Raw genomic sequence first — 15374 nt, forward strand, 5'->3', positions numbered from 1 at the left:
ATCTCATATGAATACGTTGTGAACTTTTGTCCTTTTTTCACCATAAAAAATGCACCCCTTAGATTTCATCGGATAAACCAGGGGTTTATTCCAATGTCTATTCTAAGGGGTGCACTTCACATTTGTTCTGTGGAAAGGGGCTTTGTCTGCAGGTGAGTCTGTCCTGTATTATACAGGAACCTCCCGCGTACTTTTCGCCATGGGCGAGCTGCACAGCGGGCAGGGCTTGGAGGCCAGATGATCCTCGGCCCCGCCTGCCTTCATCCGGGTCCAACCCGGGCAGCTTGTACCGGTACAGTTCCAGACCGGAACGGTATGCATCCGTACATTCGCTCCGCTGCCGGAGGAATACGATCTGGTCACGCCGGTTCTGCTTACCGCCACAGAGGCGGGCGCAGGCCGGGAAGGGGCGGCTGCTGCACGGAAGGCGGACAGCATAAAGCGGGAGACTTCCGCTTTCTTCCCCCGGTGTCTGGCCGGTGAGCTGATGAACAGCTCCTCCCGGGCCCGGGTGACGGCTACGTAGGCGAGCCGCCGCTCTTCTTCCAGTGCGGCAATGCCGGATTCGCTGCCGGTCTTGAAGGTGCCGGCTGCCGGGGGCTTGGTAGTCTTCCGGTCCTTCAGCCGCTCGCCTTCGAGCGCCGAGCTGTGGGGAAGGATGCCTTCCGATGCGCCGATCAGGAAGACAACAGGGAACTCCAGCCCCTTGGACTTGTGAATGGTCATCAGCGCAATCCGGTTGCCCTGCTCCTTCAGGCCGGGCTGGCGGCTCTGCTCATTCCGCTCGGTAATATTAGCAATGAATTCGAGGAAGACCGGGATGCTGTCGAACCGTTCAGCAGAGGACTCCAGCTCGTCTAGCATTTCCTTGAGCGTCTCACGGTGCAGTGTAGCCTGGTGCCGTTCATTGGCTTCAATGAAATAGTCATAGAAGTTCGTGCGGATCTGGCGGATCGCCTGCACCGGTGTTAACGCCGACAGCCCGCGTATCAGCTCCAGCCGGTCCCGCAGCTTAGCACCTTTGAAATCCTCCATGCCCGGCAGCGACAGGAGATGGATCAGCGGTCCTTGCTTGGGCTGGACAGCCTCCATCCGGCGGATATGGTCCATGCCTTTTTCCCGGCTCATATAGAGGGTCGGCAGGATGTTCTCCATCGCTGCGAAGTTGCGCCGGTTCAGTGACAACCGCAGATGATCCAGCACCGGGGAGATCAGCCAGTGCTCGTAGAGCAGCTGGCCTTCCCCGTAATCCACATAGGGGATATCCCGCAGGAGCAGCAGCTCCAGCACCGCCCGGTTGCTGCTGGAGGCGCGGTAGAGCAGGGCGAAATCACGGTATTCCCTGTTTCCGCTGTCCACTTGGCTGACAATATGTTCAACAATCTGCTCGGCTTCCTCATCCGCGGTCTGCGGGCGCAGATACCGGGGCTGGCTGCCGCTGTTTTTGGCGGCCTGCAGCGTTTTGGAGCGCCGCCGCAGGTTATGGCGGATGATGCCGTTGCCAAGGCCGACAATAGCCGGGCCGGAGCGGTAGTTAATATCCAGCGTGATTACCTTGGCGCCCGGGTAAAGCTTCTCGAATTCGAGGATGAACTCACTGCGCGCGCCGTTGAAAGAATAGATCGTCTGGTCATCATCGCCGACAACCATCAGATTGTGCTGCGGATGGGCAATCATTTTGACCAGCTCATACTGCAGCGCGTTCGTATCCTGAAATTCGTCGACCATGACATACTGGAATTTCTGCTGCAATTCATGGAGCAGCGCGGGCTGCTCCCGCAGCATTTTGTATGCGATCAGCAGCACATCGTCGAAATCGATTTTGAAATTATCGGTTTTCCATTGCTCGTACAGGACCAGGATCGCCTTCATTTCCTGTTCTGCGGTTGTGCTCTCCGGCAGATTCTCCGCCTCGCCCATATTCATCTTGCAGGAAGAGAGCAGGGCGAGCAGTGTTTCCGGCGGATAGGCATCCTTCGGCAGCCCCAGCTCCCGCATAATCTGCTTCAGCAGGATATGCTGGCGGCGCGTCTCATGAAAGATGTCCTGCCGCAGTCCTTGTCTTCTCAGGAAATAGAGAAAAAAGGAGTGGAATGTGCGGGCCTGAAGACGGGCGGCATCGCTTTCCTCCACACCCGGGAGCAAGGCGATGCGCTCACGCATTTCAGCAGCCGCCTTGCTCGAGAAGGTCAGCAGCAGCAGCCGGCTGGGCGAGATGCCCCGCACCGACAGCAAATAGCCGGTCCTGCAGATCAGCACCGAGGTTTTGCCGGAGCCTGCACCGGCCAGTGTCAGCAGCGGCCCCTGATGATGCCGTACTGCCGCGATCTGCGGCTGATTGAGCAGAATGCCCCCTTCTTCCAGCCTGCGGAAATAAGCGGCATCACTTTCCTCCGGCTTCACCATCTCGCGGCTGGTCCGGGCTGAAGCGATGGCCGCCTGGGGAATGCGCTCACCGGTTGCACCCAGCGGTATATTATGAAATAAGAGCTTGTTCATTAGATTCACCTTCATTTAAGTCCACTAACGGGTTGATTTTTGCCAACTTACACTATACCACGTATCTGTTTTGGCGAAATGTTATTTTTATGCCAGAGGATGGGGCGCGTATGGGGAACCGGTGCTACAGAGGGGGAAATGCCGAAATGAGATAAATTGCAGGGTGGGCCCATCCAGGGCATTTTAAGCAGTGGCCCTTTTTAACGGCAGCCTTCCGGGTTTCGGGCCACCGTCACTTTATCTTTCCAAGCACATAGTTCACTTTGCGCTCGTACCCGCGGGGTTTGTTCTCCCGGATCTCTTCGAGCAGAAAAGCCAGTGCCCGCTTCACCCTTGGAGGCATGCCTTTAGCTATAGCGGCATATTCCTTCAGGAACATATCGTCGCTCAAGATCCGCTCGTTCAGCACGATGGCCCAGCCCCGGGCAGGCTCGAGCATCTCAGGCAGCGATTCCAGCAGCTGGGTCAGGTACATCTCCATGTGGCAGCTTTCCACAAAATGAACGAGGCTGAACATCATTTCCTCGTGCTCCGTCTCGTCATCGAATACCTTGAAAATCTGCTGGATCACAGCATCCTCGGTATCACCTGCCAGTCCTTCGAGCGCCTGTTCAAACCGTTCGCACTCCAGCTCCGTCCGCAGCAGGCGGTTGTTGTACAGCTGGGCGATGCCCGGATACATATTCATCATGAGTGGCCTCCTACTTCCGGTCCAAAAGATGGCGGATTCCGGCGGCAACACCATGCTCTACATTACTCAGTGTGATGAAATCAGCGGTTTCCTTTAGCAGGGCAGCGGCATTCGCCATGGCAATTTTATAGCCGGCCTTCTCAAACATCGGAAGATCATTATAGCTGTCGCCCATCACAGCAACCTGCTCAGCCGGAATTCCGTAGTGGGCAGCCAGCAGGCTTACGCCGTTACCTTTGTTGGCCTCCTTGTGGTTGATCTCAATATTGCTCTCATGGGAAGCGGTGATAATGAGGCCGGGAATCGCGGCAAACCGGGTAGATGCTTCTTTGAGCACTTCAGGGTTCAACGAGAAGGCCAGAGCTTTATAGATATGGTTGTCTTCTTTGCTCCACACGTCTTCCATGCTCTCTACGTAAGTTACCGCAGCCTGCTGAAACTGCTTGGCGATCATCGCCTTCAACAGCCAGCCTACTCCGTCGGGGATGTCTTCGTCTTTCAGCTCCGATAATTTTTCCAGGCGGACACGCTTGTCCAGCTCTACATATACATTGTCCTTGGTGTACACTTCGTAATAAAGTTCGTTAATTTCGTTCATCCAGCGCAGCGCAGGAATAATATCCTCTTTGTCGAGCGGCCGGCTTGCCGCAATGGATCCGTCAGGCAGTGTCAGCACTGCTCCGTTCAGGCTGACCACCGGGCACTCCAGCTCGGCCAGCCGCAGCTGCCGCTCCGCATCCATGTACGAACGTCCGGTGGCGATTGCCACAATATGGCCCAGACTTTGAGCGTTTGCAATAGCCTCACGGTTCTCCGGGCTAATCTTGCCGTCCTCATTCAGCAGCGTTCCATCCATATCAAGTGCAATCAGCATGGCAGTGTTCTCCTTTTTCGCTTCGTAAAGTTGTCCCTACCTGGGACAGTGAAATGATTCTTTGTATTTTATCATTAATTCTTTGTAATTAAAAAATCCATTTTCAAGTAAGTGGAGGATTTTCAGAAAGGACTCCGGTCGTGTTACAATGAGAGGTAGACCAACAAGCTGGCATCCAGAGCGCTTTTAAGCTTACATTGCCCATTGTGAATTGTTTTTAGGTAAGGGGGATAAGGAATGAAATCCAGAAATTTAGCTACGATATCGCTTGCCGTGATGGCCTGCGGTTTTCTGATTACGCTGTTTTTACCGGAAAATATAGGGACCGAGCTGTTAAGAGGCGGCTTTGAGGCCGGCCTTGTCGGCGGGATTGCTGACTGGTTCGCAGTTACCGCGCTGTTCCGGCACCCGCTGGGCCTGCGGATTCCGCATACCTCACTGCTGCTCAAGAACCGGGACAAAATCGTGCAGTCACTGATCTCGGCCATGGAGAATGAACTGCTGAACAAGGCAAGTATTGAGAACAAGCTGCGCAAGGTCCGCATTGTCTCTCTGGGCAGCGGGCTGTTGACGAAATTTATGTCCAGAAAAAAAGCAAGAACCGAAATTCTCGGACAGCTTAGCGCGCTCGTGCAGCGCCTTCCGGTGGAACATGCGGTGCCTTATCTTCAAACGGCTCTCGCGGACTATCTCCGGGATGCAGAACTAGGTGTTGCTGCTGACCGGATCGCGACCAGGCTGATGAATGACGGAAAGGATACCGCAGCCCTTGATTATGCGCTGGAGGGGATTTCCGGCTGGAGCGGGCGTCCGGAGACGCGTGCCATGCTGGGCAAGATCGCCAGTGAAAAGCTGGCTGAAGTTAAGCTTGGCGGGCTGAAGGGGATGGCCTTTCAGGCCTTTGTAGGATTTATGGACGCAGACATGCTGGGAGAAATGCTGCAGGGCATGCTGCAGTCGGGTATCCGCGATTTCCGCGAAGCAGACAGTCCATACCGGGAAGAAATGATCCGCGAAATCCGCGTCGCCATATTCCAGCTTGTAAATGACGAAGCGAAGATCACTGCGCTGAAAGACTGGGCGCAAAAAGAGCTGCAGGGCGAAGAAGCAGCTGCGTTTCTGCGCCAGCAGCTGGAGGTTTTCCGTGGCAAGGCAGCTGCAATGCTGGAGGAGGACCGCAGTTCCGGCGGGCGCAGGCTGTTCGCGCTCTATGCCATGCTGATCCGCCGTATCAGCGGGGAGAAGGAGTGGATTCAGGGCTGGGAAGAACGGATTCGGGCTTCATTGATTAATATCGTAGAGGCTAATCATTTCCGGCTTGGTGTATTGGTCAAAGAAAACCTGGATCAAATGGACGATGCTAGCCTCGTTAACATGCTGGAGGATAAAGTGGGCAAGGATTTGCAGTGGATCCGGGTCAACGGCGCCGTATGCGGCTTTGTCGTGGGTCTGGTGCTGACAGTCATCCAGATGATTTGAGGATAAGGCAATTGGAAGAGGCAGCAGAACGTTTCCTGGAGCGGGATTTCCGTCCAGGCGACGCTTTGCTGCCTCTTTAATATGGAGATATGACTTAGGAAGATAAGCGGCTACAGTTGGTTTTTACCGTTGCTGATCGTGAAGGTCTCCAGCACAGGCAGGACAAAGATCTTGCCGTCACCGAAGGAGCCTTGTTCGCCGGTTCTTGCCGTTCTCATAATAATGCTGATGACATCGTCCTTCTCATCATCATTGATGACAATCATCAGGAGCTTTTTGGAGATTTGATTGTAGTAGTTGGTTCCAACTTGAATTCCTTTTTGTTTGCCGCGGCCCAGCAAATCCATTTTACTGATGGAGGGGAAGCCGGCCAGCATTAATTCAGCCATGACCGCATCCGCTTTCTCGGGTCTTACAATGGCTTTGATCATTAACATAACGATGCACCCTTTCTACAGCGAATAGTTGTTGTAGGGGGTTGCCAGCATCTTGATAGCGGTATAAACTAACACAGTTTGTTATTGGCAACGCTTACAATATGAGTATAATAGCTACAGCTGCCTATATCCTGCGAGGATGATCACAATTCCTTTGTTACACATTGTCGCAAAGGAAGAGGAGCGCCTGTTAGGTAGACTCCTCGGTTACGGCTTGAGTAGCAGGCCGTACAGCTCCTCTAAATGCGCTGCAGTATGTTGCCATTCGAAAGTCCGCAGCGCATCGCTGCGGCCCTGCATTCCGATCTTTGCCGCTAGTTTGGGATCTCGGCCTACCCTGAGCATAAGCCTTGCAAAAGGCAATGCTTCCTGGTACCGGTTCACCAGATAGCCGTTATGACCTGAAGTGATGATTTCCCGGATACCGCCATTGTTCGAAGCGATGACCGGCAGGCCTGAAGCCATAGCTTCCACATTCACTAATCCGAAGGATTCATGCCGCTGGGAAGGGCAGACGAAACAGTCAGCAGCCTGATACAAGCCGTGTATATGTTCGTGGGGGATAGTGCCAAGGAAGGTCACAGATACGCCGAGCCGGCTGGCCAGGCTCCTGAGCTTACGGATATATAACGGTTTGCCCGGGCCTGCGATGATCAGATGGGCGGGCAGGCGTTTGTTCAGATGCTGCATGGCCCGGATCAGCACAGGTACTCCTTTACGAGGAATAACCCTGCCCACGAACAATACAGTAAACTTCGGTGGAAGCCGGTATTTTCTGCGCAGAAGCAGACGCTCCGGCAATTCAACAGGGGTGAAGCGAGATAAGTCGGCTCCCAGCGGAACGACACTGAGCTTACTGGAAAGCCCCGAAAAACGCCTGGAAAGCCGCTTCTGCAAAGACCGGCTGTTGACCGCAACGGTATTGGCGTATGCAAGGCTGCGGGCAATTCTTGCTTCTGCCGGTACAAAGGTCAGGGAATGGAGATACAGCAGTACAGGGGTCTCCGGATGCTGCTGCTTCACGGCGGCCATCAGCAGCGGACGATTATCGACCTGAATCACATCGAAGGATTCCCCCTCCAGAAAGTGAAGCACGGAAGCCCGATAACGGGCGGGAGTTCCTGAAGCCAGCCGGATGATCCGTACCTGCTCCAGTTCCTCTGATTCAGGCAGAAGGGCTGTTGTACGGCTTAGAATTGTTACGTTATGTCTCCGGGCGAGCTGTTTGGCGATGGCCCAAATACAGATCTCCACAGATCCGTCTCCAGGTACCGGGAACTGCTCCGGGGCAATAATACAGATATGCATAGCTCCAGCCTCCTCAAGGCCCATTAACGGATGTTTTCTCTTTCCTACCATATGCGGACTGACAGGCGGAAGACACCCCGGGGTTAGTTCAGGCGGCGATTTGCTTCGTTGTCGCTGCAATCACTGCAGCAATCTTTTGTTCCAGCTCGATGATTTTCTGTTTACTGGCGGCGATCTGCTTGTATCCGGAAAGGAGTGAGGTCAGGGATTGTCCGGCAAGAACCGGATTCTGCTTGCGGATGGCGGACTTAAAGTCGCCGAAATCTGCAGTTATCCGCTGGTTTAGTGCGGTCGCCACACTTTTCTGGGACTTGATGGTGGTCTGGGGGCTGTCGATGCCGGCTAAGGTTTTGCGTGCTGCAGCAATCTTTCGGGTGCGCTCCTCTTTGGCAGCCTTTAGCAGGGTTTCTTTGTCCCGGATCTCCTGGCGGGCGATTTGGACGGCAAACTTCATGGCCTCCGCCTGTGTACGCAGTACGGAATTCAGCGTCTTGTCTTTAAGTCCCTTCAACAGGGTGATCCGGTTATTAAGCGCACTATATTGATCAAAGAGAGGCTGATAATGCTCTTTGGCGCTGCTGACCGCAGAGGTGAGCTTGGCCACAACAGCCTGATCGATCTCCTTAATCTGGTTACGGACCACAAGCAGTGCTTGTGCGTTGCTCTCATGCAGGAGACGGATCTGTTCTTCACGGCTCTCATACTGTGCAGTCTGGGCAGAGAGTTCACTGTACTGGCTCTTCAGCTTGACTCTGGCTGAGGATTCAGCGGCGGCGGCAGTCAGCTCAAAAGCGGCCTGAATCGAGGGTGTCAGCACAGCAGCAGCTGCGCTTGCTGCACCGGCTGAGGTGAATAAGGACACCATAAGCATAAGTGCTGCAGGGAATGTCTTCATAAGCTTGTTCAACTTTGGATTCTCCTCCTGTCTTCACTATTGTCCGCAAACGGCAAAAAGCACCCGTAAGTAAAAGGCCAATAAGCCTTTATTACGGGTGCTTCCATCGTAATTGGTTAAATATGTGATATTAACCAACACTCTAAATGAACCGCAGAGAGCCGTCAATATTTAAAATTTTTAATTTATGTTCCGAAGTCGCGCTGTACATTTCTTCCGGCTTCCTCTTATCGTATACTGGTAGAAGTACAACTGAGAGTCTGCACAGAGCTGGCTCATGAGAAGGGGGCCCCTATAAAATGAATTACTTGGCAGAGAACTGCAGTATTCTGGATCAAGCATTCATGATGTCTCCAGTAGGAATGGCTGTATGGGCCATAGAGGCGGACAAGTGGATTAAGGTTAACTCCGCGCTTTGCAATATTCTGGGCTGTAGTGAGTCTGACTTTCTTGAAGGAACTTTGTGCAGCGGGGATCATGCATCGCTGGCGGAACTGGAAGGATTGTCTCTGGCAGGGCGCATTGATGGGAAAGCTTTCCCGCCGGGTGCTTCTGTAGTAAAAGAATTGAGATTCCACAACCGTGCCGGGCGCTCTGTATGGCTGTCTCTTACGCTTGTCCGTGCAGAAGAGGGACAGGCCTCCCCGCATATTATAGTTTATGCCATAGATATTACCGACAGGAAAATCGCAGATCAGCTGACCGTAGACAGCCGCGATTTATACGATTTATTTATAAAAGATGATCAAAGCATTATTTCCTTTACCCAGCCGGACGGCATCCTGAGCTTTATTTCACCTTCTGCGAAGAAGCTGCTCGGCTATGAGCCTGAAGAGCTCATCGGCAGGAACCGCCTGGAATTCTATCATCCGGATGATGTCGCAGGCCTGGACAAGTCGTTCGAGGGACTTCTGCAGAATGATACGTATACCCGCCGTCTCCGCCACAAGGAAGGGCATTATATCTGGTTAGAAACCTCTTTTCATGCTATCCGGAATGAGCAGAATGAAATCACGAGAATTATGGGCATTGGCCGGAATGTGACCAGCCGCAAACAGAATGAAGAAGCGCTCGCCGCGGCACAGCGGGTTGCCAGAATCGGCTCCTGGACCTGGGATTTAGTCAAAAGCAAGCTGGCCTTCTCGGAGGAGCTGCGGCGTATTCTGCATTATAGTGTAGGTCCAACCGGTGTGGATTACCAGACGTTCGCAAAGCTGGTCCATCCGGAGGACCTGGGCTATTTGTATGAGAATGTAGAGCTGGCAATCAACCATGGAGAGTCCAGCGAAGCTACCTACCGGCTGGTCCTCCCTGATAATACCCTGCTGGCGGTAAATATTCAGTCGGATGTGATCTATAGTCCGGAAGGACAGCCTATCAAGCTAATCGGCATGATGCAGGATATTACCGAGCGGCAGCAGATGGAGCAGCAGCTCAGGGAGAGCGAGCGCAATTTCCGGCTGATGTCCGAAAACTCACTGGATCTGATTTCACGCCTTACAGTCGACGATGTCGTCTTTTTGTATTGCTCCCCGGCTAGCCGTACTTTACTTGGTTACGAGCCTGAGGAGATGGTCGGTACCAGCGCCTATGACTATCTGCATCCCGACGACCTGCCCCTGATACAGGAAAAGATGATGCAGAACAAGGCAGCCGGTTTCATTTCGCCGATCTCTTACCGGTACCGCCACAAAAACGGCAGCTATATCTGGTTCGAGACGAACAGTCGTTACATTTTTGATGAGCAGGGACAGCTGGTGGAGATTATTGCCGTCGCCAGAGATATTACGGAGCGCAAACAATTCGAGTCGAGGCTGCAGGAGAATGAGCAGCGATACAAATCGCTGTTCGAGTACAATCCGTCAGCGGTATATTCGATGAACCTGCAGGGGGATTACTTAACTGCAAATGCTATTTTGGAGAAATTGTCCGGCTACTCCATGGAAGAGCTGATCGGTAATTACTACGGGCCGCTTGTGCATGAAAAGGACATTGAGAAGACAAATTATCACTTTTCTTTGGCCTGCCAGGGATTCCCGCAAAGCTATGAACTCACGCTGATTCATAAAGATGGGCATCTGGTGGAGATCAATACGGTCAATATTCCGATTATCGTCGATGACGAGGTTGTCGGTGTCTACGGGATTTCCCGTGACATTACCGAGCGCATCCGGTATACCGAGCAGATTGAGAAGTTGAGCAATGATTATACCCTGATCCTTAATGCAGTCTCCGAGGGCATATTTGGCCTTGATACGGAAGGCAGGATAACCTTTATCAACCCTGCCGGTGCAGATATGCTGGGCTTTGCCTATGGCGAGATTATGGGACGTCCTTATCTTGGCCACATTCAGCAGACAGCACGGGACGGCATCTATTCCCGGCCTGAGGAATCCCCGCTGATCCGGGCTGTCCAGACCGGGGAGTCCCTTTCCAGCAAGGATGCGGTGTTATGGCGGAAAGACGGATCGAGCTTTTTGGCTGAATACCAGGTTACCCCTCTGTTTGATAAAGGAGAGCGCATAGGTGCGGTTGTCGTCTTTCGGGACAACACCAATGAGAAGGAGATTATCCGCGCTAAAGAATCCGCAGAGAAGGCGGATCAGGCCAAATCGGAATTTCTGGCCATCATGAGTCATGAGCTGCGGACACCGATGAATGGCATTATGGGCATGACAGACCTGCTCGCTGAGACAGAGCTTGACGAGGAGCAGCGCGGATACGCCAATATTATCAGTGAGAGCAGTGCTTCCCTGCTGTATATTCTGAATGAAATTCTGGATTTCAGTAAAATTGAAGCCGGGAAAATGACGCTGGTGCATGAGCCGCTTAGCCTGGAAAACGTCATGGATAGTGTCACCGAGCTGTTCCTGCCCAAAGCCAGGGAAAAAAACATCGAGCTGAGCTGCCGGATAGACCCCGATGTACCGGAGCTGATTATGGGGGATGCAGCCCGGCTGCGCCAGGTTTTGGTTAACCTGGTCAGCAATGCTGTTAAGTTTACCGATACGGGGCATGTTTCTATTGTTGTAGGGACGCAATTCTGTCCTAACCGCCGCAAGCTGACCCTGAAATTCAGTGTCCAGGATACAGGGATTGGCATTCCGTCCGAGAAGCAGTCCCTGTTATTTCAATCCTTTTCCCAGCTGCATCCGGCAATTAACCGTAAATATGGAGGTACCGGACTTGGACTTTCGATCTGCAAGCGGCTGGTTGAGCTGATGGGCGGGGCAATTACCGTGGACAGCAGGGAAGGGGAGGGCTCCAATTTCTACTTCACCCTGCCTATCGATATTGACAGTGATCCGGATGAATCTGCTGAGGAAATGGTAAGGCCGGAGGACAAGGAACCGGCAGGCCAAAGCGGAATGGGTGCGGACAGCATCCCGTACGCCTTGCCGGAGCCGGCGGAGGAAACGCTGCGGAATGCCGGGGCTCTGCCGCATGCAGAACCGAAATACGGTCCGCTGCGGATACTGGTTGCCGAAGACCATCCCATCAACCAAAAGCTGCTCCTGACCATGCTGCAGAAAAGAGGCTACAACGCCGATCTCGTAGAAAATGGGCAACAGGCGCTCCAAGCGGTGCAGCAGCAGGACTATGATCTTATCTTTATGGATGTGCAGATGCCAATAATGAGCGGGCTAAGTGCAGCAGCCCGGATTAGTAGGCTGCCTGTAACCGGCAGCCGCCCCTATATGGTAGCTGTAACTGCCTACGCCAGACCGGAGGATCGGGAGAAATGCCTGGCCGTAGGTATGAAGGATTTTATCAGCAAGCCTTTTCTCGCTTCTGACATTGAACGTATACTGCGGGAGCGGCAGGAGAAGATATCCTTATGACACAGTCACTGCTAAGCCGCCGGATTCCTGCAGAACCCTATACACAGTGGGAGCCGGGCGTTCGTTCACCCGGCTCGGCCTGCGGGCCTGCCACTATGGCAGCGTTAATGGAATATTGGCACACGCGGCAGGGAGTAGCCTTTATTCCTGGAATGAGGCATTTTGACACCAAAGCAGCACATATAAATAACATATACAGCCGTCACGGCGGAAGGCCCTGGGGCATGAGTGTGCGCAGCTTCACCCGAGGCCTCCATGCATATCTCAGGTTAGCTGCCGGGAAGGATGGCCATGACGGATGGCAGCACACTGTAACCGTCTTTAATGATATGGAGCGGTATACAGCGGAGATTGATGCAGCCAGGCCGGTAGCACTCAAGTTTGATAAATGGTGCAGCTTCCGCTGGCAAGGGGATTTTGCCTACAATTATCACTGGGTTCTGGGGATCGGCTATGAAAAGCCTGCTGGCGGAAAAGGGCCGGTGCTCCTTGTTCACGATAATGGACTCCGCCTTAAGGACGGCGGCTACCGCCCGGGGCAGGAGCGGCGCATCCCTTATCTTCCCAATCGGAATATCATCACAATGGTAGCACTGGACATCACCCGGGTTTAGTCCTGAAGTCTAAGCGGGAACCGCTCCTTTAACTTGTAAAGGGAGGAGCGGGCGAAAAGTTTGTACAAACGTTTGCGCAAAATGGATAATGGCGCTATAATTCCAGTTATTAAAGGGTAAAGGAGACAGGTTGCCTTGTCCGTACAAAAAGAAATGAAAGAACCTATTTATTATGGTGATCCGGCGGCCACGGACGGAATCTCCGTGTTCGACCAGGATTTTGATGATCTTTTCAGTTATGATGGCGATGATCTTGGCTTAAGCTACACTCCTGCTCAATCTGCCTTTTGCCTATGGGCACCCACTGCCTTTGAGGCTGAGGTTGTGCTCTATGAGTCATGGCAGGAAGCTGAAGGAGAGCATTTACCGATGACCCGGGATGTGCGGGGGGTCTGGAGGCTGATGGTAGCCGGAGACTTGGACGGCAAGTTCTATACATACCGGGTGCGTGTCGGGGAGCAGTGGAATGAAGCGGCAGATCCCTATGCCCGGGCTGTTGGCGTCAACGGAGACCGGGGCGCAATTTTGGATTTACGTAAAACTGACCCTGAGCGTTGGACTGACGAGAAGCCACTTCTGGTCGATCCGGTCGATGCTGTAATCTACGAGCTTCATTTGCGTGACTTATCTGTCCATCCGGCGAGCGGCATTACCCATAAGGGACAATATCTTGGTCTGGCGGAAGAGGGCACCCGCGGTCCGGGTGGAATTCTTACCGGACTTGATCATATTGCCGGCCTCGGAGTAACGCATGTGCAACTGCTGCCTATCTACGACTATGCTACAGAAAGCGTTGATGAGACCAGGCTCAGCCAGCCCCATTATAACTGGGGATATGATCCGAAGAATTACAATGCGCCGGAGGGCTCTTATGCCACCGATCCTTATGTACCGAGCGTACGCATCCGCGAATTGAAGACTATGATCCAAGCGCTGCATGACCGCGGTCTGCGGGTGATTATGGATGTGGTCTACAATCATGTATATGACGGGTTCCGGGTCAATTTCACCAAGCTGGTTCCCGGCTATTATCTGCGCTATAAGCCGGATGGCAGTCTGTCAAACGGGTCGGGCTGCGGCAATGATGTCGCCAGTGAACGGCTGATGATGTCCCGTTTTATTGTAGAATCCGTCCTCTACTGGGCTAGGGAGTATCATATCGACGGTTTCCGCTTTGATCTGATGGGACTTATTGATATTGAGACGATGCAGGAAGTCCGCCGCAGATTGGATGAGATCGATCCTTCGATCCTAACGATTGGCGAGGGCTGGATTATGGACACGGAGCTTTCCCCTTCGCGGCTGGCCAGCCAGAGTAACGCGGATGTGCTGCCGGGCATCGGGCACTTCAACGACGGCTTCCGCGATGCAGTGAAGGGTAACATCTTCCGGTATGAAGAGCCGGGATTTATCGGCGGCAAGGGTGGTCTTGAACAGGCTGTAAAGACAGGCATTACCGGCGGAGTAGTGTACGGTCAAGCTACAGGACAGTTTGCTGACGAGCCGCAGCAGTGTGTGAACTTCATGGAATGCCATGATAACCATACGCTGTGGGATAAAATCGTGCTGTCCTCGGAGGGGGTAAGCGATTCCCGCCGCGAAGCGATGCACCGCCTGGCCTCGGCCATGGTGCTGACGAGCCAAGGGATTCCGTTTGTTCACGCCGGACAGGAGTTCATGCGTACAAAGGACGGGGTTGAGAACAGCTATAAGTCGCCCGTTGAGATCAACCGCATGGATTGGGAACGCTGCGCTGCGCATACCAGTGATGTCGCTTATATGAAACGGCTTATCGCTTTGCGCAAGGCGCATCCGGCCTTCCGTCTGCGCACGGCGGAAGAAATCCGCACCCGCCTTATCTTTGAGCGGTCGCCGGCCGGTACGGTCGCCTACACGTTGCGTGATCATGCCGGAGGAGATTCCGCTAAGCACTTGTATGTGCTCTATAATGCGAATCCGGACGGAGCTTCGCTGAGCCTGCCTGCCCTTGGAGAATGGAGCATCCTGTTCGGGGATGAGCTGGTCACGGGTGTTGCCGGAGGTAAGCTGGCAGTCCGGGGACTTGGAATGGTTGTGCTGGCTGTGCAGCCTTAGGCAGCATCACTTGCTATATGCTTTGCTGGAAAAGAAACGGATACCGCCCCGAAAGGGGAGGGTACCCGTTTCTTTTCCATTTTATCGGCCAATATGTGTAAAAAAGTACTTCACCTGTCGTAGTAGATGTGCTACACTTCAGTTACTACGACAGATGAAGTAATAATTGACCGCGTGAATGCTTACGAAGTGAGTTTTGCGAAGTAATCCAGTGAAGCTTATGCTACAAAACTTTTAGCTTATGCTTACGAAGTAAGTTTTGCGAAGTCATTCAATGAAGCCTATGCTACAAAACTTTTAGGAGGGTGAATTTTGATCAGCAGTGATGTCATTCGGGGATACAACGATACGCTTATCCTTTACATGCTCCTCGATGGCGAATCCTACGGATATGAAATATCCAAGAACATCAGGAAGCTGTCGGACGAGAAATACATTATGAAGGAGACCACGCTATATTCGGCATTCACCCGGCTGGAGAAGAACGGATATATCGATTCCTTTTTTTTGGATGAGACGTTTGGCAAAAGGCGGACCTATTACCGGATTACTCCGCTGGGTCTGGCCTATTACCGTGAGAAATGCGAGGAATGGAAGGTTACGCAGGAGGTCGTCAATAAATTCATAAAGGAGCTGTAATG

Annotated in this window: 11 protein-coding genes; 5 read left to right on the forward strand and 6 right to left on the reverse strand. The window is 53.0% G+C overall.

Annotation, left to right across the window (positions count from 1 at the left end):
- Positions 1-168: 168 nt before the first annotated feature.
- The 3 genes from L6H70_RS18925 to L6H70_RS18935 form a co-directional block, all read right to left on the reverse strand.
- A complete protein-coding gene (locus tag L6H70_RS18925) occupies positions 169-2499 on the reverse strand; it encodes a UvrD-helicase domain-containing protein (protein WP_236335588.1) in 2331 nt (776 codons plus the stop codon).
- A gap of 232 nt (positions 2500-2731) precedes the next feature.
- Positions 2732-3190, reverse strand: coding sequence for an Imm30 family immunity protein (locus L6H70_RS18930; RefSeq protein ID WP_236335591.1), 459 nt, complete (start codon positions 3188-3190; stop codon positions 2732-2734).
- A gap of 10 nt (positions 3191-3200) precedes the next feature.
- Complete coding sequence (locus tag L6H70_RS18935) at positions 3201-4064, reverse strand: Cof-type HAD-IIB family hydrolase (protein WP_236335593.1); 864 nt, start codon at positions 4062-4064, stop codon at positions 3201-3203.
- A gap of 237 nt (positions 4065-4301) precedes the next feature.
- On the opposite strand from L6H70_RS18935, the gene L6H70_RS18940 reads away from it, so the two are divergent.
- The gene (locus tag L6H70_RS18940; protein ID WP_236335595.1) at positions 4302-5543 is read left to right on the forward strand and encodes a DUF445 domain-containing protein; all 1242 of its coding nucleotides are present in this window, start codon (positions 4302-4304) and stop codon (positions 5541-5543) included.
- Between the two features lie 110 nt (positions 5544-5653).
- Here L6H70_RS18940 and L6H70_RS18945 read toward each other — a convergent pair whose 3' ends face one another.
- From L6H70_RS18945 to L6H70_RS18955, 3 genes are all read right to left on the reverse strand, one after another.
- Entirely contained in the window at positions 5654-5980 is a 327-nt protein-coding gene (locus tag L6H70_RS18945) for a P-II family nitrogen regulator (RefSeq protein ID WP_236335597.1), read from the reverse strand.
- A 207-nt stretch (positions 5981-6187) separates the two neighbouring features.
- Positions 6188-7288: a glycosyltransferase family 4 protein gene (locus L6H70_RS18950; RefSeq protein WP_236335599.1), complete on the reverse strand. Its 1101-nt coding sequence runs from the start codon at positions 7286-7288 to the stop codon at positions 6188-6190.
- An 88-nt stretch (positions 7289-7376) separates the two neighbouring features.
- Positions 7377-8195 carry a hypothetical protein gene (locus tag L6H70_RS18955; RefSeq protein ID WP_236335601.1) on the reverse strand — a complete coding sequence of 273 codons (819 nt, stop codon included), beginning with the start codon at positions 8193-8195 and terminating at the stop codon, positions 7377-7379.
- Positions 8196-8482: 287 nt separating this feature from the next.
- Here L6H70_RS18955 and L6H70_RS18960 point away from each other — a divergent pair, with 287 nt between their 5' ends.
- The 4 genes from L6H70_RS18960 (at position 8483) to L6H70_RS18975 (ending at position 15372) form a co-directional block, all read left to right on the forward strand.
- A complete protein-coding gene (locus L6H70_RS18960; RefSeq protein ID WP_236335603.1) occupies positions 8483-12025 on the forward strand; it encodes a PAS domain-containing hybrid sensor histidine kinase/response regulator in 3543 nt (1180 codons plus the stop codon).
- Positions 12022-12639 (forward strand): C39 family peptidase, encoded by a 618-nt coding sequence (locus L6H70_RS18965; protein WP_236335605.1) that lies wholly within the window; start codon positions 12022-12024, stop codon positions 12637-12639. The genes L6H70_RS18960 and L6H70_RS18965 overlap by 4 nt, the downstream gene beginning before the upstream one ends.
- A 135-nt stretch (positions 12640-12774) precedes the next feature.
- Positions 12775-14733, forward strand: coding sequence for a type I pullulanase (gene pulA, locus L6H70_RS18970; RefSeq protein WP_236335607.1), 1959 nt, complete (start codon positions 12775-12777; stop codon positions 14731-14733).
- A 312-nt stretch (positions 14734-15045) separates the two neighbouring features.
- The gene (locus L6H70_RS18975) at positions 15046-15372 is read left to right on the forward strand and encodes a PadR family transcriptional regulator (protein ID WP_236335608.1); all 327 of its coding nucleotides are present in this window, start codon (positions 15046-15048) and stop codon (positions 15370-15372) included.
- Positions 15373-15374 lie beyond the last annotated feature (2 nt).

Source organism: Paenibacillus auburnensis (assembly GCF_927798115.1).
Lineage (GTDB): Bacteria > Bacillota > Bacilli > Paenibacillales > Paenibacillaceae > Paenibacillus_AQ > Paenibacillus_AQ auburnensis.

Bases quoted from the DNA above. Each gene is read 5' to 3' on its own strand.
- L6H70_RS18950 (WP_236335599.1), bottom strand. From the start codon at position 7,288: ATGCATATCTGTATTATTGCCCCGGAGCAGTTCCCGGTACCTGGAGAC.
- L6H70_RS18930 (WP_236335591.1), bottom strand. From the start codon at position 3,190: ATGATGAATATGTATCCGGGCATCGCCCAGCTGTACAACAACCGCCTG.
- L6H70_RS18945 (WP_236335597.1), bottom strand. From the start codon at position 5,980: ATGTTAATGATCAAAGCCATTGTAAGACCCGAGAAAGCGGATGCGGTC.
- L6H70_RS18960 (WP_236335603.1), top strand. From the start codon at position 8,483: ATGAATTACTTGGCAGAGAACTGCAGTATTCTGGATCAAGCATTCATG.
- L6H70_RS18935 (WP_236335593.1), bottom strand. From the start codon at position 4,064: ATGCTGATTGCACTTGATATGGATGGAACGCTGCTGAATGAGGACGGC.
- L6H70_RS18940 (WP_236335595.1), top strand. From the start codon at position 4,302: ATGAAATCCAGAAATTTAGCTACGATATCGCTTGCCGTGATGGCCTGC.
- L6H70_RS18925 (WP_236335588.1), bottom strand. From the start codon at position 2,499: ATGAACAAGCTCTTATTTCATAATATACCGCTGGGTGCAACCGGTGAG.
- L6H70_RS18965 (WP_236335605.1), top strand. From the start codon at position 12,022: ATGACACAGTCACTGCTAAGCCGCCGGATTCCTGCAGAACCCTATACA.